The sequence below is a fragment of the Streptomyces decoyicus genome, assembly GCF_019880305.1.
GTDB classification, from domain to species: Bacteria; Actinomycetota; Actinomycetes; order Streptomycetales; family Streptomycetaceae; genus Streptomyces; species Streptomyces decoyicus.
This window is the reverse complement of sequence record NZ_CP082301.1, coordinates 362,078-381,891: the sequence shown is the minus strand read 5'-3', so window position 1 is coordinate 381,891 and position 19,814 is coordinate 362,078. Positions and strand designations below refer to the sequence as shown.

Here is a 19,814-nt window from a genome sequence, read left to right as displayed (position 1 = left end):
CGCGGCCACCGTTCCTCGCGGACGGTGGCCGCGGCGACGGCATTACCGCCGCTCCTCACGCCTCCCCGCCCCGTTCATGAAAGGCACCTCACATGACCGCCCAGCAGTCGCCCCAGCCGAATTCGCACCCACCTCGGACCGCCTCCGCGTCCCGCCCCGTCGGCCGCGGCCTGCTGTGGTCTGCGGGAGCGTTTCTGCTGGGCTCCCTGCTCGTCTACAACTCCGTGGACACGTCGGCAGACCCCAAGCCGCAGTCCCACTCCGCCGTGGCCTCCTCCGCCACGCCGAGGTCCTCCGCCTCCCCGGCGTTCCCCGATCTGGCCCTGCCCCGTTCCGCGCCGAAGCGGGTGAGGATTCCGGAGATCGCCGTCGACGCGCCCTTCACCCAGCTGACCATCGGCCCGACGGGACAGCTCGATGCGCCGCCCGCGGGGGACAAGAATCTCGTCGGCTGGTTCAAGGACGGCGCGGCGCCGGGCGAGCGCGGTTCGGCGATCATCGCCGGGCATGTGGACACCAAGACCGGACCCGCGGTGTTCCTGCAACTCGAATCGCTCAAGCCCGGCAGCACGATCAACATCACCCGTGAAGACGGCGTCATCGCGACCTTCAAGGTCGACTCCGTCGAGACCTTCAACAAGGCGAGGTTCCCCAGTGACCGGGTCTACGCCGATGCTCCCACCGCGCAGCTCCGGGTGATCACCTGTGGTGGCGCATACGACAGGAAGGTCAAGGACTACGTCGACAACATTGTGGTGTTCGCCCATCTCGCCTCGTTCAGACAGACCTGAGCCCCGCGACGCGCAGGAGGCATCCGGCACGGCTGAGTCATCGGACTCACCTCACTCGCCTGACTCGCCCCGCACGCTGAACCATTTCCACTCGCCGGGCCGGGCCGGCTGCCTTCGTATCCCGCAGATCACGCAGGCACCGCACCCCCCACGGCAAGCCCAGGTTGGCCCCCGTCGACCTGGGCTTTGTCATGGTCGGCGCCGGGCCGGATCGGACCGGAGCAGTGGGGTGAGCCTCTCACACAGCGGGGGCGGCCATGGGCGGGCGTTCCGTCGGCCGAAGCCGTCGGCCGAAGCCGTCGGCCGAAGCCGTCGGCCGAAGCTGCCGGCCGTGCGTGGCGACGGGCTGATACGGCGGGGCGGATGCGGCAGCGATCGGTCGACTCGACCGCGTACGCGACAGAGGATGGGGGAGGGGCCAGGTGTGGATCCGCTTCGGTGAGGGGGCACTCCGGCCGGTCCACGCTCTCGGGCGCGCCCGAGTTTCGCGGGACCCCGCCCTCATCCGGGGCCGGCCGGGCAGCGCCGTGACCGTGACCCGTAGGAACTGTCCGTCTTCGGCGAACGGGGTAACCACCCGGGCGCGCAACTTTTCCGGTTCGCGTTGCCCTTCGCGGTCCGGCACCCATGGCCCTATCAGATCGAGCCCTCCGCCACCTGAGATGGAGCACGGGAAAGGGGCCGGGAAAGGAGCACAGCTCACCGCGGGGGGCTGCGCCGGGCAAGCGGGCCCCGGCGCCAGGTGCACCACGTAGGCCTTCCTGGAGAACGTGACCGTTCGAGACCGGCCATCACCGTTCGAGGCCGATCATCAGGCGGCCCCTGGTCCCTGGCCCCTGGCCTCTGGCCCCTGGCCCGTGAACGACGTCGGTACTAACTCCTCGGGATTCCGACAACCATTCCCGTCTCTCCCGCCCCATGACGCCGACAGGCTGTCAGCTGGGGCGACACGCGGTGCCGTGGCTTTCTCCCGATACGGATGCCAGGGGAATAATGAACCGTCAATGAAACCATTGGCGCGCCCCTGATCTGCCGAGAGGCATTCATGAGGCACCCGATTCAGGCCTGTTGACGGGATGACATGAGCGCTGGACGCCAAGGACCGTCGAATCCCCGCAGGGGCCGGAAGCCGGCCCGCGGAGGCACTCCCGCCACCGACCGCATGCTCCGCATTCTGCTGCGCCGCCGTAAACGGCCGCTGAGTGCCGAGGATGTGACGGTCACCGACCGGCCCGCCGTGCACAAGGCGGTGTCGGCGGCGGCACTGGGCAACACCATGGAGTGGTTCGACTTCGGGGTCTATGCCTATCTGGCCGGCACCTTGGGAAAGGTCTTCTTCCCGTCGAGTTCCCCCGGAGCCCAGGTGGTCTCGACGTTCGCCACATTTGCCGCGGCGTTTCTCGTCCGGCCGCTCGGCGGCCTGGTATTCGGCCCGCTCGGCGACCGTATCGGCCGTAAACGCGTACTCGCCGCCACCATGATCATGATGGCGATCAGCACTTTCGCCGTCGGATTCCTGCCCACCTACAACACCATCGGCTTCGCCGCGCCGATTCTGCTGCTGATCTGCCGTCTGGTCCAGGGGTTCTCCACCGGCGGGGAATACGCGGGAGCCACCACATACATTGCCGAATACGCCCCCGACACTCGTCGCGGATTCCTCGGCAGCTGGCTCGACTTCGGCACCTTCGTCGGTTACGCGCTCGGCTCCGGGCTGGTGACCCTGCTCACGGGCGTGCTCGGTGACGACGGCTTGGTGGCCTGGGGCTGGCGGCTGCCGTTCCTCGTTGCCGGTCCCTTGGGGCTGATCGGCCTGTACATGCGGCTGCGGCTGGAGGAGACGCCGGCCTTCCAGCGTGAGGCCGAACAGGCACACCACGACGCGGAGGAGGCCCGTGCCGCGGGCGGCGAGGACCCGGTGGAGGAGGCCCGCCAGTCCGGTAAGGGGCGGCTGAAGGAGATCTTCACCCGGCACTGGGAGGCCGTGCTGATCTGCATGGGGCTGGTGCTGCTCTACAACGTCACCAACTACATGGTGACCTCGTACCTGCCGACGTTCATGACCGAGACGCTCGGGCAGGACGCCCTCACCGCCCAGCTGCTCGTGCTCGGCACGATGATCGTTGTGGTGCTCACCATCACCACCGTGGGCCGCACCTCCGACCGATGGGGCCGCCGGCCCGTGTTCATGGCGGGCAGCGCTGCCATGATCGTCCTTGCCGTGCCCGCCGTGCTCCTCATCCGCGGCGGCGGCATCCTGCTGCCGGCCTTCGGATGCCTGATCCTCGGGCTCCTGCTGGTGTGCTTCGCGGGCACGTCCGCCTCGACACTGCCCGCACTGTTCCCGACCCGGCTGCGCTACGGCGCGCTGTCGATCGCCTTCAACATCTCGGTCTCGCTCTTCGGCGGTACGACACCGCTCATCGCTTCCGCGCTGGTGCAGGCGACCGGCGACCAGATGGTCCCCGCCTACTACCTCATGTTCGCCGGTGTCGTCGGGCTCATCGCCACCTTCTTCCTGCACGAGACGGCGGGAAAGCCGCTGCGCGGCTCCGGCCCGATGGTGGAGAGCGAGGAGCAGGCCCAGGAGCTGGTGGCCAAGAGCCGGACCGAAGCCGGGCGGCGGGCCAGGGACCTCTGGCTGCGGCTGCGGCACCCATGGGCCCGGCACTGAGCGTGCCGACGGGCAGCGTGCTCAACGGCCCGACCAGGGCCGACGCTCACCCGGCCGGCGCAACCGTCCGAAACTGATCCTTCGCCAGGGGACCGACCCTTGCCCAGGACTGATTTTTCGCCAGGGACCGACCCTTCCGCACGGGACTGATCCCTCCGTCCGGAACCTGCCCTTCGCACGGGACTGATCCTTCGTCCGGAACCGAACCGTCGTCCGGAACCGAACCGTAGTCCGGCGCTTATCCCCGGACCTCGCCGTACCAGCGCCACGTGGTGCGGCGAGGGCGCCCCGGTAGTTCCGCGCGTCCGGTGGCCCACAGCAGGGTGCGCCAGGGGTCGGCCGTCTCCGTCACATCCGGAAACAGCCGGGCGAGTACCCGTGTGCACAGTTCGGCGGGCGGGTTCCAGGCGAGCCCGAGCCCCTCCGCCAGGTCATGCGTGTGCACCAGGGTCTCCACGGTGCCCATCGCGGCGAAGCCCCCGGGATCCGACACCCCGAACACATGGTGGGCACGCACCTGCGGCGGCATCGTACGGACCATGGCCACCAGCAGCGCGCCGCTCGCCTCCAGCACCTGAAGCAGGCCGGCAGGACCCGCCGCGCGGTCGGCGTGCACGGCATTGGCGGGGCCGCCGGGCCGCCGGCTCTCCCAGACGTAGGGCACATTGCCCTCCAACGGCGGCTTCTTCGGGCCCAGTTGGACGGCATAGGCGAAGAGGTCGTCGCTGAGGTGCTCGACGGTCTCCCAGCAGCCCCACTCCAGCGAGCCCGCCTTGCCGTCCCACGCCGTCGGGGGCGCCTCGCGCAATACGGTCACCGCGAGCTGTACGGCTCGGTCCAGATCGTCCGCGGCTACGGCGGACGGCGGGAGTTCGGTTTCGGTTGATCGGGACATGCTGGGACCGTACCGGAGTGCCGGTGGATTCGGGGCCTGCTGGTGGCCGTCGCACGCATCTGACGGTCTATCGTGGGCGCATGTCCGCCCCTGAACTGATCCGTATCGTCTCCCGCGACTCGCCGATGGCCCTGGCCCAGGTGGAGCGGGTCCGCGCCGAGCTCGGCGCCCTCCACCCCGGCATCGCCACCGAGGTCGTCCCGGTCAAGACGACCGGCGACCGTTGGATGGGCGCCCTCTCGCAGGTCGAGGGGAAGGGGGCGTTCACCAAGGAGGTGGATGCCGCCCTCCTGGCCGGCGAGGCGGACCTCGCGGTGCACTGCGTCAAGGACATCCCGGGTGACCGCCCGCTGCCGGCCGGCACCACCTTCGCCGCGTTCCTCGAACGCGATGACGTCCGGGACGCGCTGATCCACCCCGGCGGGCTCACCCTCGACGAACTCCCCGAAGGCACCCGGATCGGCACCTCGTCGGTCCGCCGGATCGCGCAGCTCGCCGCCTCTCACCCGCACCTTCAGTGTGTGCCGATGCGCGGCAACGCCAACCGCCGGATGGAAAAGCTTGCGGCCGGTGAGGCGGATGCGCTGCTGCTGGCCGTCTCGGGGCTGGAGCGCATCGGACGCACGGATGTGATCACCCAGATCCTGTCCGTGGACGAGATGTGCCCGCCGATCGGCGCAGGGGTGCTGGCGCTCCAGTGCCGCGAGGACGACACCGACACCATCGACGTGGTCAGCGGGCTGGGGCACCCCCGGACGTTCCAGGAGACCACCGCCGAACGCATGCTGCTGCACGTTCTCCAAGGCCACTGCAACAGCCCGATTGCCGGGTACGCCAGGACCGACCGCCGCGGCGAACTGTCCCTGCGGGCCTGCGTCTTCACCCCCGACGGCAAGACGGTCCTCAACGCGCACGAATGGGCCGGGCCGCTCACCCCGGAAACGCTCGGCACGTCCGTGGCCGTCGCCCTGCTGCGTCAGGGCGCCCGCGAGCTGATCGACGGCATCGCGCACTGAAGTCCGTTTTCCGGAGGGCAGGTTCCCCGGTCGGTGGCCGGCACCGGCTCTCCGGACTCCGGCCCTGTGTTGCGGCCCGAAGGCGGCGACGACGGGCCGTGGCGTCCGCCGGCGTGTGCTCAGGCCCATCCCGCGCCGATGGCGTCCTGCTTCCCTCGCCCGCCAGGCCGACCTCCCTCGCGCCCCCGGCCGACCGTCAGGTAGCCGCCACGAGGGCAGAGGCGAGCTGAGCCGTCGGTCCGTCCGGCATCTGGTGGTGCAGCGCCTCGGTGCGGTGGACCAGACGTGGTGTGCGCAGGGGGACCGCATGGATGCCGGGCAGGTCGTCGAGCTCCCGCTGGGGGAGCAGGGCGAGGCCGTGCCCTGCGGCGATGAGTGCGGTGAGTCCGCGGACATCGGTGCCTTCGTAGCGCAGGGACGTGCGGTAGCCGTCGGACCCGCTCGCGGTCCGTAGCTGTGCGAGCGGAATCGCGGTGTCGGGTGCCTCGATCCACTGGGCATCGGCGAGGTCGGACAGGCGGAGACCGGCCCGGTCGGCAAGCGGATGCTGTGCCGGCAGCGCCACGGCAAGGGGCTGTTCGGCGAGGGCCGTCGCCGTGAGGATTCCGGCGTCGGGCAGGTGGAGCGGATCGGCGGGGGCGGCCATCCCGTCGACCAGGCCGAGGTCCACGGTCGCGGTCGCGACGTCGCGGGTGAGGGCCGCACGGCCGAGGACGTGCACCGTCACGTCCAGGCCGGGCTGTGCTCCGCGTAGGTCGGCGAGCGTGCTGCTGAGCCAGGCCGTCATGGCCAGCGGTGCGACGCCGAGGACGATCCGGGTGGCGGGCGCCGTGGTCAGCCGGGCCATGTCCGCGCGGGCGGCGTCCCATCGGAGCAGCAGGGGCCTGGCGTGTTCGAGGAGCCGGACGCCGACACCGGTCGGGGCCACCGGTCGTCGTTGCAGCAGGACCGCTCCGAGATCCTTTTCGAGTGCGGCAATGTGCTGGGAGACCGCCGACTGTGTATAGCCGAGCTCGCGGGCCGCCTCGGAGAACGACCCGTGGCCGGCCACCGCAACGAACGTACGGAGAAGATGCGGATCCATGCCCTGCCCTCAAGTCCTGTTGGCCTTACCGGTGGCGAGCGACCGCCGCCTGCATCGGCCCGGCCCCGCTCATCAGTATCGCTAATGGGAGGGTCATGGATCATCGTTGGTGCTGAACTCGGTTGCCGGGTCAGGATGCCCGTATGCCCGAACCGCAGAAGTTTCCGACTGCCCGTATTGCCCTCGTGGGTGACCGCTCGCCCAGCGTCCGTTCCCACACCAGGATTCCCGCCCTCCTCGAGGCGCTCGCCCGGCGCGACCAGCTGATCCTGGACGCGTACTGGATCCCGACCCCGGACGCGGAATCCCCTGGTGCACTCGACGGGTTCGACGCCGTCTGGCTGGTACCGGGGAGCCCGTACCGCAGCGAGGAGGGGGCGCTCGCGGCCGTCCGCACGGCCCGCGAGCAGGGGATTCCGTTCCTGGGTACCTGCGCCGGATTCCAGCATGCACTGCTGGAGTTCGCCCGCAACGTATGCGGGCGCTCCGGTGCTGCCCATGCGGAGAACCGGCCCGAAGCGGACGACCTGTTGATCGTCCCGCTGGCCTGCTCCCTCGTCGGCCACGAAGGCGCGGTCGAGGTGACACCCGGATCGTTGGCGGAGCGCGTGCTCGGGGCCGAGCGGACCGTTGAGCGTTACCACTGTGCGTACGGCGCCGACCCGGCCTGTCCGGACGTGTTGCGTGCGCACGGAATGCACTTCAGCGGCGTCGACGAGGCGGGCGACGTACGCATCGCAGAGCTGCCGGACCACCCCTTCTTCCTCGCCACCCTCTTCCAGCCGGAACTCGCCGACGACGGCCGACGGCCCCATCCGATCATCCGGGCATGGGCCTTTGCGGCGGCCGAGCGGGCCGGCCGGCGGTCCGCTGCGGCGCTCAGGTAAGCCCGGCCGGGTCGGTCCCGGTGGCCTTGCCGGGGTCGAGCCCGACACCGCCGCCGGCGTCCCGGCGGGCCTCACACACCGGCAGCCCCTCACCGTACCGACCGGCAAGACCACCATGCCCACCATGACCGGCCTGAACTGCGGCACCCCGTCCGCCCTCGCCCGGCCCTACCTTCGCGACGGCCTCGATGCCGCCATCGCCATCGCCGTCACCGACGGTGCCCGCGCCGCCCATGACCTCGTCCACGGTCACCCGCCTGTGACAGTCCGCGTCAGGAGTCGAGACCGATCGCTGGGGTGGGACGAACTGCCCCACCCCACCCCAGCGGTGGCCCTGGGCTCAGCCCTTCAGCCGGGTGATCGTCGGCACGAGGTCTCCGTGTTCGGCGATACCCGCGGCCCAGAGATCGGCGCTCTTGGGCACCGTGGTGAAGCTCCGTACGACGATGTCCGGGCTGGAAGCCGTGTCCCACCGGCTGTTCCGCCCGTCCCACCGCAGGGCCACGGGCGCGGCGCCCTTACCGCCGACGGCCCAGAGTTCGCCGTCACCCGCCTTGCCGACGGCGCGCAGCCGGCCGTCGGCCACGTTCGGCGTCGTGGCCGTGGTCCAGGCTGTGCCGTTCCAGTGGACGGCGAAGGGACGCTCCGTGCTGCCGGACGTACTGCCGCCCACCGCCCAGATGTCGTCGGCGGCGAACGCGGTGATCCCGCCGAGCCAGGTGTGGGAGTCCTCCGGGCCGGGCGCGGTGACACGCTTCCAGCTGGTGCCGTCCCAGTGCAGCAGCAGCGCCGTCTGCGGCGACTTCGCGTCGGCGGCGTACGCGGCGCCGGCCGCCCAGATATCGTCCGGAGCGACGGCGGTTACGCTGCTGAGTTCGCCCTTGCCGACGTCGGGCAGGGCCTGCCGGTGCCAGCTCTTGCCGTCCCATGACTGGATGGCGGGGACTCCGTCCTTGACCGACCGGTCCATCGCCCGGCCCACCGTCCAGGCCTTCCCGTCGGATGTCGTCGTCACGGCGTCGGGAACGACCCGCCCGCCCGGGTCGCGGTCCAGTTGGTGGGTGGTCCAGTTGGTGCCGTCCCAGTGCACCGACGCGCTGCCCACCGCCCAGATATCGGAAGCCGTCCGGACGGCGAGGGCCTGCGGAAAGCTGTTCTCCGGCAGGGTGGACTCCTGGGCCCAGGACGTACCGTTCCAGCGCAGTGCGACGGCCTCGAGAGCGGTGGCACTCTTCAGCCGGTAGCCCACCGCCCAGGCCTGTTGGTCGCTCAGCGCCGCTATCGCGGTGAGATCGCCCTTCGCCACGGGCACCGGCGTCGTCTGCCATCGGTCGGCGCGTGACGCGGAGGAGGCGGGGGACGAGTCGGGGGCGGTGTGGGACGAGGCAGGCATCGTCGTGGCCGCGGACGCGGCCGGTTCACCGTTCAGGCCGGTCAGCACCAGCGTTCCGGTGGCCACGGTGACGGCCAGCGCCGCCAGCAGCGGCCCCCGGCCGGGACGCCGCCGGGGCAGGGAGGTACTCGATGGCATACGGACTTCCTCTTGTCTGGGGGCTCGGATCCGAGCGGCGGCGGCGACTGGTGAGCGCCCGACCGCCGGCTGTTCAGACCGTGGTAGTGATCACGAAGTCGAATGTGCCGGTGTAGCGGCCGTCCTTCGGGCCGGTGAGGCCGATGGTGCAGGCGCGGTTGAACAGCCGGTCGGCGGCGTTGAGGGCGGCGAAGTCCCTGCCGTACGCCTGGGTGTCGTCGGGGAAGTACAGCTGGGTGACGAGGACGGGGCCGCCGGACGCTTGCACCTGCGTGTGGATATGCGGTGCCCGTCGGCCCCAACGGCCCCAGTAGTCCCGGGGAATGATCGTCCGGAGCAGATAGCCGCCCCGGCTGTCCGTGTACTGATGCCCGCGGAGCGAGAACCCCGAAGTGTCGTAGTCGCCGTTCTGATCGCACTGCCAGAACTCGATGAGCGTTTCGGGCAGCGGTGTGCAGGTGGTGTCGTACACGACTCCGCTGAGGTCGATCCGTACTCCGCGCGTCGCCGACGTGATCAGGTCGCCCCGCGTGGGGGAGTTGGGCTTGAACAGCGGACCCTCGATGGACGCCGGGGTTTCCTGGCCCGAGCAGGCCGGGGTGACGGCGAGAGGAAGCGTCGCGCGGCGGGGCGACGAGGGCCGGCCCGTCTCCGCGGCCTCGGCCGCAGGGCCGGCCATGGAAGCCACGCCCGCCCCGAGCGCGACCGAGGTCACGCCGACGGAAGTGGACCTGATGAAGGACCTCCTCGAACTTCCCTGCTCGCTGTCTGCCCGTGACGGGGGCTGCGGACCGGTCGCAGCCCCCGGGCTCGTATCGTCGGCGTAGCGCATCGCATCTCCTTGCCGGAAGGAACTCGTTGGCGGGGCACCCCACGGGTGTGGGTCGTCCTTGACGGCCGGGTCAGCGGTGATGACGTGACGAACGGCTGACGATGACTGTCCTCGGCGGTGTCCTTGTGACAGTCATTCCCATGACGCCCACACCCCTCCTGGTGGTCGTCCCTGTGCCGGACGGCCCTCGGCGGGATGGCGGAGGACCGCGGTACGGCCGCCCCACGTGAGGTGCGCTCTCCCGCTCAGCCTCCGGTGCCGTGTCAGTCCCCACATCGGTCGGATGACCGGTGAGTTGTGCGCGTGACGAAACCTCGGCCAGGGCGCGAGGGCCAGGGCCAGTGGGGGAGTCCCGTCGCAGCGGACTCCCCGCACGGTCCGGGCCGCAGAACGGCTCACGGGGGAGGAGCGTCAGCTCTGGGCGGTGGGCCGGACGACGATCTCGTTCACATCGACCGTGGCCGGCTGCTCGATCGCGAACGCGATGGCCCGGGCGATGGCCTCAGGCGGAATCGCGATCCGGTCCCGGGTCTCCGTGATCTGCGCTCTGACCTGCGGATTCGTAGTTGCCTCGGCGAAGTCGGTGCCCACTATGCCGGGCGAGACGGTGGTCACCCGCAGGGAGTCGCCGGCCTCCTGGCGCAGGCCTTCGCAAAGGGCGCGCACCGCGAACTTCGTACCGGCGTAGACCGCCATGTTCGGCACGATGCGCAACGCGGCCGTGGACGCAGTGGTGATGAAGTGTCCGGCGCCCTGCGCCCGGAAGACCGGTAGCGCGGCACCGATTCCGTGCAGCACACCCTTGACGTTGACGTCGATCATCCGGTCCCACTCGTCGACGCGCAGATCGTCGAGCGGCGAGACCGTACCGACGCCGGCATTGCTGACCAGCACGTCGAGCCGGCCGAATCGCTCACCGGCCAGCGCGACCAGGGCGTGCAGGTCGTCCCGCCGGGTCACGTCCGTGCGCGTCTGCACGGCCGAACCACCCGCCTTCTCGATCCGGGCCACCAGATCCGCGAGCCGCTCGGACCGCCGCGCCCCCAGGACGAGCCGCGCGCCTCGCTCGGCGAGCAGCAGGGCGGTCGCCTCTCCGATGCCACTGCTGGCTCCCGTGATCGCCACGACCTTCCCGTCGATCCCCGACGTGATGCCTGTTTCCGACATGACGGCTTCCTCTTCTCTCTCGTTACCGGGTTCCGGTTGTTACCGGGATCCGGGCAAGCGCCGGAACCCGTCCGCGCGCCAGGGGCGCCGGACGCCGGGACGGGTCGTCCACCGGCCCTCGGTGAGGGCTGCACCCCCGACTCAAGGACCAGTCTGCGATGTCTTTAGCCTGGTATACAGAGCGCGTTTATTCTGGAACCAGAGGTGCCATCCACCATGCCGAAACAGCCGGATCAACGCCGTGAGCTGAGTGCTTTCCTGCGCAGCCGCAGAGAGCGGATCACCCCCGCCGAGGTCGGCCTGCCCCAGACCGGTCGCCGCCGGACCCCGGGACTCCGCCGCGAGGAGCTCGCACTGCTCGCAGGGATCAGTGCCACCTGGTACACGTACCTCGAACAGGGCCGGGACATCCGCGCCTCGGACCAGGTGCTCGACGCCCTCGCCTCGGCGCTGCGGCTCGACCGCCACGAACGCGGATACCTCTTCCAGCTCGCCGGTCACACACCGGCGGCCGAGGCCGAGGAACCCGAGCCGCTCGCCGCCGAAGTGGCGGCCGTCCCGCTCCTGATCCAGCCGCACCCGGCGTACATCATCGGCGGCAACTATGACGTGCTCAGCTACAACCAGGCGGCCGACGAGCTGTTCCCGGGCCTCACCGCGGCCGCGGACCGACCGGCGAACTTCGCCCGCTGGGTGTTCCTCGAACCTGCGGCCCGGGAGGTTCTGGTCGACTGGGAGCCCGAGGCGCGCGGCCTGCTCGCGCGGCTGCGCACGCTGGCCGGACGCCACCCCGGCGACCCCCGATACACCCGGCTGATCGACGAGCTCAACGCGGGCAGCCCGGAAGTGCGCGACTGGTGGCCGCGATACGACGTGCAGGCCCGGCGCGGCGGACGGAAACGGCTGCGGCGCCCGGGACGCGGCGCGATCGACTTCGCGTATACCGCATTTCACCTGGCCGAACAGCCGGAACAGACGTTGGTGATCTACTCCGACGAACGGGAATCGGTCGGCTGAGGCGGACTGGCCCCCGGCGACCGCGCAGAGCGCAGCGCCGGGTCAGCGTCTCGACCGGTTAATTCGATCGTGCGGCGGCGCGATCTCCGCTACACAGAAGCGGTGACTGACCCTTATCTACTCCGTCCCGTCACCGATGACGAGTTCGCACCATGGGCCCGCATGGTCGCCAACACCTACAACGAGGACCGGTCCGACGAGGAACTGGCCGACAAACGAGCCACCGTTGAACTGGCGCGCACGATTGGTGCGTTCGACGGCGAAACTCCCGTCGGCGGCACTGCGGCCTACGCCCGCTGCCTGGCTGTCCCCGGCGCCGTCCTTCCGGTCGCGGGCGTCACCTGGGTCGGCGTGGCCGCCACCCACCGGCGCCGCGGCATCCTCACCGCGATGATGCGCAAGCAGCTCACCGACCTGCACGAGTGCGGCGGTGAGCCGATCGCTGTGCTCCGTCCCTCCGAAGCCGCCATCTACGGCCGCTTCGGTTACGGGCCCGCCACACGCGGGGCCCAGCTCCGGTGTGAGAAGCGCTCGATGGTCTTCCGGCCCGGGACCGCATTCGGCGACGGGACCATCCGGCTTCTGGGACGCGACGAGGCCCGTCCGTTGATCGAGAGGGTCTACGACCAGGTCCGCACCGGTGCGGTCGGCCGGCCCGACCGAACCGACCGCTCCTGGGACAGCCGCCTGTGCGACGAACCGCAGGCGCGTGAGGGCGCGACGTCTCTGCGCTTCGCCGTGCACCAGGACCCTGGCGGTCACGTCACCGGGTACGCGCTCTACCGGATCAGGACCGCAGTCGACGTCTTCGGCAACAACAACGGCGCGGTGCAGGTCATGGAGTGCGTGACGACCTGCCACCAGGCGTACGCCGCACTGTGGCGTTTCCTCGCCGGTATCGACCTCGTGCCATGGATCGAGTACGAAGCTGCGGTCGACGAACCGCTGCCGCACCTGCTGACCGATCCCCGTGCGGTGCGCTCGACGCAAGTGGACCGGCTGTGGGTCCGGCTGGTCGACGTCGATCGGGCGCTGGCCGGGCGCCGCTACGCCACGCCGCTGGACCTCGTCCTGGACGTGGAAGACAGCTTCTGCCCATGGAACACCGGGCGCTACCGGCTTCAGGCCGACGGCGACGCGGTCGCCTGCAAGCGCACACATGCCCCTGCCGATCTCCAGCTGACCGCAACGGAGTTGGGCGCTGCCTTCCTCGGCGGTACCACTCTCGCCTCCCTCGCGGCCGCCGGCCGAGTCAGCGAACTGCAACCGGGCGCCCTGGCCCGCGCATCGAGCGCCTTTCGCGGAGACCGGGAACCGTTCTACCCGGGAGGTTGGGCGTTCCCCGCCTACTGAGTCCTGGGCGTCCATGGCTCTTTACGGGCCCTCGGAGGACCGGACGAGCCGACCGGGTACGGGGGCGGCGGCCCGAGCCGGCTCAGTTGCCGGGCCCGGGGCCTTCCGGCCGTCCCGCGACCCGGACGGCTATCTGCGTACGGGACCTGACCCCCAACTTGTCCCGCACCCGGTCCAGATGGCCGGCCACGGTGCTCTTGGAGAGGCCCAGATGAGAGGCGATCTGTTGATTGGTCATGCCCTCGGCGACGAGTTCGGCGACGGCCGATTCCCTTCCGGTCAGCGGGAGTTGGCCGATCGCCTGGGCCCGGCCACGGCTCTCGTCGTGAGCGCTTTCCTGGACCACGGAACGGACCTGAGTGCCGCGCAGCGCATACGCGACCAGCCGCGCGCCGCGCAGTCGACGGCCGGCCGCCATCGCCGCACTGACTCCGGAGGGATGAACCCGCTCCTTGACCCGTGCCACGACCGCCTCCACCTGCCCCCACCAGTGCGCCTCCGGCTCCGTGTCGATCCGCCGCCGTATCGCGGCGGCCGCCGCGTACAGCCGTAACGACCGCTGTAACTCCCCCCGTTCGGCTGCCACCATGACCAGCCCTTCCAGCGGATAGAGCGCATGAAAGCTCTCACCGGCAGGCGTCTTGAGCAGCACTTCGGCGAACCTCCGCTCGGCGGCAGCCAAGTCGCCCTGCGCCAGCCGGATCGCGCCTGCGGTGTGCAGAGCGGCCGTCAACTGGCCCGCCGGGGCACCCGCTTCCAGCTCGGGCAGGCACTCCTGCATCAGCCGCTCGGCCTCCGTCGTCCTGCCGGTCTGGAGCAGCGCCCAGGCCAGATGGTGCCGGCAGAGCGCGAGGTCCAGCGGACGGCCGAGCGTGCGGACCACAGCGAGGCACTCGGCGAAGACGGCGACGGCGTCGGAGAACTCGCCCCGGCACAGCCGAGCGGCCGCCAGCGCATCCAAGGCATTGGCCAGCCTGGCCGGATGCCGCCCCGCGCGCTCGACGGCGACGGCGTCCTGGGCGAGGGCGAGGGCCGCGCCATGGTCGTCCTGAAGACAGGCGGACCGCGCGGCCAGCGCCAGCGCCGCGCCACGGTCCTCGCAGTCCTGCACCCGCTCCAGCACCCCCGACAACAGAGCACGCGCGGCCGTCAACTGCTCCTGCCGGTACTGCAATCGGGCCAGCGCGAACGCGAGCGGGACATGCCGGCCGTCGGCACGCGCCGCGGCGTAGGCGACGGCCGCCGCGAGGTTCTCCTGCTCCTCGATGAGGGGGCCCTCTGCGGTGTCGGGGAACGCCCCTGACCCGGCGGCTCCGGCAGCCTGCCCGGCCAGCCAGTCGAGCGCCCGGCTCCAGGTGCCGTGCAGCTCCCTGGCTTCCGCGAGCCGGTCCATCCCGTAGGCCCGGATGGCACTCAGCTGCCGGAACCTCGCCGCGCCCCGCGGCTCGTCCCCGCGTACCCGGACGATCAGGGACTTTGCCTCCAGCGCGCAGATCACGCGCAACACCTGTTCGGGGCGTACGAAGTGATGCGAGGCCGGGTGACGAATGCCGTCCGTGCGGGGGACGTCGTCATGGCGGCCGAGGTGATCGATGCCGCCTGCGGGGAGGCTCCCGTCTCCGAATTCGTCTCGGTCCTCGCCCCTGTCCCCGCTCCTGTCCCTGTCTCCGCCCACGTCACCGCTTTCCTCTCCGTCGGCGCAGACTGCGGCCGCTCCCTCCGCGTCGAAGCCGCCCCCGAGCACCGACAGCCGTCGGAACACCACTCGTTCCAGCGGATCGAGCAGCCGATGGCTCCAGTCGATCGCGGCCCCCAGCTCGCGGTGCCGGCCCGGCCCGGTTCTGCTGCCATCGGTCAGCAGAGACAGCTGGTCGTCCAGGCCGTGCAGGATGCCGGTCAGCGAGAGTGAGCCCGCGCGGCCCGCCGCCAGTTCGATGGCCAGGGGCAGCCCGTCCAGCCGCCGGCAGATCTCGACCACGGTACGAGCCTCGCCGCGCCCGAGTTCGAACGTCGCGTCGCTCGTCCGGGCGCGCTCCAGGAACAGCCTGACCGCCTCCGAGCTCAGCAGCTCCGCCACGTCGTGGTCCTCGCCTGCGGGCCCCAGTGACAGTTCGGCGACACGGAAGACGACCTCGCCGGGTACCCGTAGCGTCTCCCGGCTGGTGGCGAGAATCCGCAGTCGGGGGCAACGGGCGAGCAGGGTCGCAACCAACTGTGCGCAGGCGTCGGCCAGATGCTCGCAATTGTCCAGCACGACCAGCATGGTGCGGGTGCCCAGCGCATGGACCAACGCCTCGACCCCTGCCCGGCCTCCGCGCTCGCGCACCCCGAGGGCCGCGGCAAGAGCCTGCGGCAGCAGCTCGCCGTCTCGCAGTGAATCCAGTGCCACCCACTGAGCGCGGCCCGTCCGGGCGCCCCGCACCCTGCCGGCGAGCTCCAGCGCCAGGCGTGTCTTGCCCACTCCGCCGGGACCGGTCAGCGTCAGCAGCCGTGAGGACCTCAGCAGCGTACGCAATCGGGAAAGCTCTCGCTCGCGCCCTACGAAGGCATCGAGCGAGGGCGGCAGTCCCCGACCTGCCGGCTCCGCCTGCGGCGGGGCGCGACGCTCCGTGCGCTGCCGGAACGCACGTTGCCGACAGGCACGGGAGCAGTACCGCGCGGGCCGGCCGCCCGGAGCCTTGCCGCCGCTTGCTGCCCGTGAGGGCGTCGGGAGCGGCGCACCACATGCTTCACATCCCCGCGACTTCGCCACACCAGGCATCCTGCCTAACAGGCGGCAGTCGCACCAGCGTTGCTTTCCGGAACGTCCGGGATCCGCCCAGCCGCGCCCAGCTGCCTCAGTCCAGGAGGTCGACGCGGAACGTCAGGAGGTTCGTACCGAGGGCCCGGACCGCGGCACTGTTGAGCCGGGGCAGGCTCTTGAGTCGTGCCCGAGCATCGTCCTGGGGGACTGGATGGGCGGTGCCGACATACCATCGTCCCCTGATCCGCACCCGAACCTGCGGATGCGCCTGGATGTTCCGTACGTACTGTGACTTGTCGCCGTACTCTGAAACGAACCAGAATTCCTTCCCGAAGCGGCGTCCGCCGATCGGTGTCCGCCGGGGCTGTCCGGACTTCCGTCCTGTTGTCTCCAACAGGGTCTGTTGCGGCAGCCGAGTGAGGAGGGGGTTCCCGATCCGCCGCTGGAACGATGTGACAGCGCGAAATTTGATCTCGCGGTAGCGCGACATCCGTGGCCTTCCGTTCTTTGCCGGTATTGCCCCCCCGGTGGTCAGGCTGTCAGAGTCCGTGGCCCCCTGGCTTCCTGCTCTCCCACGGTACGACGACGACTTGCTCGGCGTCCTCATAAATGATCTTCCCGGGGTTGCCGGATTCGACCCGCTCACAGGCCACGTCATGCGCCGCCAGGATCTCCAAGTAGCCCTCCACCCGGTCGATGAGATGCACGGCGGTGGCCTTGAGCCACGCCACCGCCCCCGGGTTGAGGTCGTGATCGTAGGTCGTGGGGTCGAGGTGCGACGGGTTGGTGTAGTGGGCGTCATACCAATCGTTGCCGGCGCGCCAGGGGGGTGCTGTGCGTCGCTCAACTGTTATTGCCGCGCAGGGTTGTTGGCGAGGTCGAAGATGCCGGGGAAGTGGCCCCTCGGACTGCGCCGGGCCCCCTGAAACCTTACGTACAACGCCTCACCCACATCGCTCCCGCCATGTCGCTACGGCGGTGTGCGCGGGACCCAACTAGCGGCTGTGACACAGCAGATAGGTGTCAACCCGAGGTTGACGACCTCTCGCTGTCAACCTAGGGTTGCCCCCATGGTGAACCCCCTTCGCATGACGAATTCGGTCCGGCTCGACGACCTGATCGAAGCCATCAAAAAGGTCCACTCCGATGAACTGGAACAACTCTCCGACGCCGTGATCGCCGCGGATCACCTCGGCGATGTGGCGGACCACCTGATCGGCCACTTCGTGGATCAGGCACGGCGCTCGGGCGCCTCGTGGACGGACATCGGCAAGAGCATGGGGGTGACCAGGCAGGCGGCGCAGAAGCGCTTCGTTCCCAAGACTTCCGGCGAACCGTCAGGCCTCGACCCCAGCCAGGGCTTCGGCCGCTACACCGACCGGGCGAGGAACGTGGTGGTGTCGGCGCAGAACGAAGCCCGTGCCGCAGGCAACGATGAGATCCGGCCCGAGCACTTGGTGCTGGGGCTCTTGCGCGAGCCGGACGGACTCGCCGCACGGGCGATCACCGCGCAGGATGTGCCGCTGGATGCCGTGCGCCAGGCGGTGGCCAGGGTGCTGCCGCCGGCCGCCGACGAGCTGCCCGAACTCGTCCCGTTCGACGCCGCGGCGCGAAAGGTGCTGGAACTCACCTTTCGGGAAGCCCTGCGCTTGGGCCACAACTACGTAGGGACGGAGCACATCCTGCTCGCGCTGCTGGAGCTCGAGGACGGCGCAGGCGTACTCACCGGCCTCGGGGTGGACAAGGCGACCTCCGAAGCCCACATAGGCAGCGCCGTCGCCGCCATCCTTGCCGCCCACGAGCAGAAGAGTCCTTGAGCGGCACTGTCGGACCGGCTGTGCCGGAGGTGGAATCCATCGGTTTTCGGCGACTTACTGCCGATCGGGCAATACGCCATCCGATCCACGGTGAGAAAAGGCGCAGCCGGTCAATTCACTGAATTGGACTGGACGTCGAGCGTGGTTCCGGCTCCGCTCCGGTTCACCGGCTCCTCGGTCAGGTCGCCCGCCCTCGAAGGATTTTTGTGCTGACGCATGTTCTGCGGAGTGGAGCTCACCCTCCCGAAGCAGTCTCACCTGGACGAAGACCCCAGTGGTCAGGGCGCAGGTCGCCACATCACGGGCGAATGGATTTCTGGGTTCCGCCGGGAGTGAGAGCGGGCAGGACACCGTAGTCCAGTGGTGCAAGTCCGAACTAACGCGGTGCGTGAGACCGCGCAAGAGCGGGAATGGCCTACGCGAAACGGACGTTCCCTCATCAACGGTCTCAGACGCGGGGCGATCTTTGCGTGCTCGCCGCGCTCATGACACGATGTCCAGCGCCGCACGGGGGAGCGGCGGACGAGTGGGGACAACCTCCCTTTGTGCACCGAGTATTCAACTGCGGTGCTCCCTACTTCCCAGGGCGGCGAGAACCTACCAAGCCGCAATCAATAAGTCACAAGGGAACGGGACACTGACATGACTACCTCTACGCACACCTCCAGCCCCACCCCCATCTACGAAGAGCTCGTCGAGGAGCACGGAGATATCCTCGCCGAAGCCCGCGAGGTCGCCGAGCGTTCTCAGCAGACGGCGTCCCAAGCGCTCGACTGGAGCGACCTGCGCCGCCGACATTGATATCTGCGGACGTCGCGCCGGGATCGTGGTGAGCGATTCCGTCGAGGGCGTGGCGTCGGGCAGCCATTGCCGGCCGGCTCATTCTGGTCGGGGGAAATCCTCCACCAGCCGCGTCGGAGCTGCCTGCTTCCAGGAGTCCACGAGGATGTCCTGCAGCTCATCCAGGTCTTCCAGCTCGGCGAGCCGCACCCGCACCCAGGCGGAGCCGGCCTCGTGCGGCGGCACCCAGAACTTTCTCGGTTCCGCGGCAATCAACTCCTGCCGCTCGTGAATCGGGCATCTCACGGCGAACGACGTCTCATCGTCGGGGATCGTGATGAACATTTTTCCGGCGACCCGGAACGTGGGCATCTCCCAGGCTTCCTTCTCCACCGTCTCGGGGAGGGAAAGGGCGATACGGCGGACATCAGCGGAATCGATCACGCTCGCCAGCTTAGACGGACAGGGAATGAGCCAACAGGCTTCCCCCCGCACGCTTCCTCGGGCCTCCTCGTGCTTCCTCGCGCTTCCGCAGGCTTCCGCTGGGTTCCTAGGGCTTCCCGCCGCGGTGAACCGCACGGCGCTGTTGGCGGCCCACGCCGTCCTCCGGCGGACGGTACGGAGCCGACGCCCAGGGCCCGCAATCCTCGTCGGCCCTCCTCGGTCAAGGATTGCCGCCCTCCTCGCTCAAGGGGCGGAGTGCGTACCTTTGTCCCGGATCAGATTCTCGACGTGGTCAAAACGCGCGTGCAGCGTACGCAATTCCGAACGCATCGCTTCGGCGTCCTCGCGGGCGTGGTTTCCCACCGTTCTGCCCAGGCGGATCATGTCCTGCTCCGCCTGGCCGACGAACCAGGTGGCGAGGGCTGCCGTGATGACGCCGAACGCCGTAATGGCGCTGAGCATCAAAAAGGAAGCAATGACGCGGCCCCACAGCGTTACCGGATAGAAATCCCCGTACCCCACTGTGGTCGCGGTCTCGATGGACCACCACAACGCTCTCGGGTAGGACGTGATATTGGCGCGAGGCGCGCCGGATTCGGCCACCACGACCAGAGCGGCACCCCCGAGAAGTACCGCGGTCATGACGACGGTGACCCAGAACGCCGCCTGTGCATGAAGTCGGCGCCACGATTCATTGCCGAAGAGGCGATTCAGGACGGACAAGAGAAATGACGGCACCAACGGGCGTCACCTTCCACTGCGGGCGGGCCTGGTGGGCAAACA

At 69.8% G+C, this 19,814-nt stretch carries 19 protein-coding genes; 8 read left to right on the top strand and 11 right to left on the bottom strand.

The annotated features are described in order from the left end of the window. The first annotated feature begins 92 nt into the window (after positions 1–92). Both K7C20_RS01705 and proP read left to right on the top strand, forming a co-directional pair. The gene (locus K7C20_RS01705) at positions 93–791 is read left to right on the top strand and encodes a class F sortase (RefSeq protein WP_030074936.1); all 699 of its coding nucleotides are present in this window, start codon (positions 93–95) and stop codon (positions 789–791) included. 1,162 nt (positions 792–1,953) lie between these two features. Beyond that, complete coding sequence (gene proP, locus K7C20_RS01700; protein WP_209443960.1) at positions 1,954–3,465, top strand: glycine betaine/L-proline transporter ProP; 1,512 nt, start codon at positions 1,954–1,956, stop codon at positions 3,463–3,465. A 238-nt stretch (positions 3,466–3,703) separates the two neighbouring features. On the opposite strand, the gene K7C20_RS01695 is transcribed toward proP, so the two are convergent. Next, a complete protein-coding gene (locus K7C20_RS01695) occupies positions 3,704–4,360 on the bottom strand; it encodes a maleylpyruvate isomerase N-terminal domain-containing protein (protein ID WP_053209460.1) in 657 nt (218 codons plus the stop codon). 80 nt (positions 4,361–4,440) lie between these two features. Between K7C20_RS01695 and hemC the strand changes: the two genes are divergently transcribed. Next, a complete protein-coding gene (hemC, locus tag K7C20_RS01690) occupies positions 4,441–5,376 on the top strand; it encodes a hydroxymethylbilane synthase (protein WP_030074939.1) in 936 nt (311 codons plus the stop codon). A gap of 196 nt (positions 5,377–5,572) precedes the next feature. Here hemC and K7C20_RS01685 read toward each other — a convergent pair whose 3' ends face one another. After that, positions 5,573–6,460 carry a LysR family transcriptional regulator gene (locus K7C20_RS01685; RefSeq protein WP_030074940.1) on the bottom strand — a complete coding sequence of 296 codons (888 nt, stop codon included), beginning with the start codon at positions 6,458–6,460 and terminating at the stop codon, positions 5,573–5,575. Between the two features lie 143 nt (positions 6,461–6,603). Here K7C20_RS01685 and K7C20_RS01680 point away from each other — a divergent pair, with 143 nt between their 5' ends. Further along, entirely contained in the window at positions 6,604–7,347 is a 744-nt protein-coding gene (locus tag K7C20_RS01680; protein ID WP_030074941.1) for a CTP synthase C-terminal region-related (seleno)protein, read from the top strand. Here the strand turns inward: K7C20_RS01680 and K7C20_RS39200 are convergent. From K7C20_RS39200 to K7C20_RS01660, 4 genes are all read right to left on the bottom strand, one after another. Next, on the bottom strand, positions 7,340–7,594 hold the full coding sequence (locus tag K7C20_RS39200; protein ID WP_160328732.1) for a hypothetical protein: 255 nt from the start codon (positions 7,592–7,594) through the stop codon (positions 7,340–7,342). The two genes, K7C20_RS01680 and K7C20_RS39200, sit on opposite strands and share 8 nt — an antisense overlap. A 93-nt stretch (positions 7,595–7,687) precedes the next feature. After that, entirely contained in the window at positions 7,688–8,878 is a 1,191-nt protein-coding gene (locus K7C20_RS01670) for a hypothetical protein (RefSeq protein ID WP_053209461.1), read from the bottom strand. Between the two features lie 73 nt (positions 8,879–8,951). Next, the gene (locus tag K7C20_RS01665) at positions 8,952–9,557 is read right to left on the bottom strand and encodes a dioxygenase family protein (RefSeq protein WP_245171324.1); all 606 of its coding nucleotides are present in this window, start codon (positions 9,555–9,557) and stop codon (positions 8,952–8,954) included. 564 nt (positions 9,558–10,121) lie between these two features. Further along, the gene (locus K7C20_RS01660; RefSeq protein WP_030074945.1) at positions 10,122–10,877 is read right to left on the bottom strand and encodes an SDR family oxidoreductase; all 756 of its coding nucleotides are present in this window, start codon (positions 10,875–10,877) and stop codon (positions 10,122–10,124) included. A gap of 216 nt (positions 10,878–11,093) precedes the next feature. Here K7C20_RS01660 and K7C20_RS01655 point away from each other — a divergent pair, with 216 nt between their 5' ends. Further along, a complete protein-coding gene (locus K7C20_RS01655; RefSeq protein WP_053209462.1) occupies positions 11,094–11,894 on the top strand; it encodes a helix-turn-helix transcriptional regulator in 801 nt (266 codons plus the stop codon). A gap of 102 nt (positions 11,895–11,996) precedes the next feature. After that, the gene (locus tag K7C20_RS01650; protein WP_030074948.1) at positions 11,997–13,247 is read left to right on the top strand and encodes a GNAT family N-acetyltransferase; all 1,251 of its coding nucleotides are present in this window, start codon (positions 11,997–11,999) and stop codon (positions 13,245–13,247) included. A gap of 82 nt (positions 13,248–13,329) precedes the next feature. Here the strand turns inward: K7C20_RS01650 and K7C20_RS01645 are convergent, their stop codons facing one another. From K7C20_RS01645 to K7C20_RS39395, 3 genes are all read right to left on the bottom strand, one after another. Continuing rightward, on the bottom strand, positions 13,330–16,008 hold the full coding sequence (locus tag K7C20_RS01645) for a LuxR C-terminal-related transcriptional regulator (protein ID WP_107083426.1): 2,679 nt from the start codon (positions 16,006–16,008) through the stop codon (positions 13,330–13,332). A gap of 76 nt (positions 16,009–16,084) precedes the next feature. Beyond that, positions 16,085–16,480 carry a nitroreductase/quinone reductase family protein gene (locus K7C20_RS01640; protein ID WP_053209464.1) on the bottom strand — a complete coding sequence of 132 codons (396 nt, stop codon included), beginning with the start codon at positions 16,478–16,480 and terminating at the stop codon, positions 16,085–16,087. Positions 16,481–16,529: 49 nt separating this feature from the next. After that, the gene (locus K7C20_RS39395) at positions 16,530–16,721 is read right to left on the bottom strand and encodes a hypothetical protein (protein WP_409351294.1); all 192 of its coding nucleotides are present in this window, start codon (positions 16,719–16,721) and stop codon (positions 16,530–16,532) included. Positions 16,722–17,060: 339 nt separating this feature from the next. Here K7C20_RS39395 and K7C20_RS01630 point away from each other — a divergent pair, with 339 nt between their 5' ends. Both K7C20_RS01630 and K7C20_RS01625 read left to right on the top strand, forming a co-directional pair. Then, positions 17,061–17,807: a Clp protease N-terminal domain-containing protein gene (locus K7C20_RS01630; RefSeq protein ID WP_030074952.1), complete on the top strand. Its 747-nt coding sequence runs from the start codon at positions 17,061–17,063 to the stop codon at positions 17,805–17,807. 642 nt (positions 17,808–18,449) lie between these two features. Further along, positions 18,450–18,608 carry a hypothetical protein gene (locus K7C20_RS01625; RefSeq protein WP_167352518.1) on the top strand — a complete coding sequence of 53 codons (159 nt, stop codon included), beginning with the start codon at positions 18,450–18,452 and terminating at the stop codon, positions 18,606–18,608. Positions 18,609–18,686: 78 nt separating this feature from the next. Here K7C20_RS01625 and K7C20_RS01620 read toward each other — a convergent pair whose 3' ends face one another. Together K7C20_RS01620 and K7C20_RS01615 are read right to left on the bottom strand one after the other, a co-directional pair. Further along, a complete protein-coding gene (locus K7C20_RS01620) occupies positions 18,687–19,031 on the bottom strand; it encodes an MmcQ/YjbR family DNA-binding protein (protein WP_030074953.1) in 345 nt (114 codons plus the stop codon). Positions 19,032–19,274: 243 nt separating this feature from the next. Then, positions 19,275–19,772, bottom strand: coding sequence for a potassium channel family protein (locus K7C20_RS01615; RefSeq protein WP_030074954.1), 498 nt, complete (start codon positions 19,770–19,772; stop codon positions 19,275–19,277). Positions 19,773–19,814 lie beyond the last annotated feature (42 nt).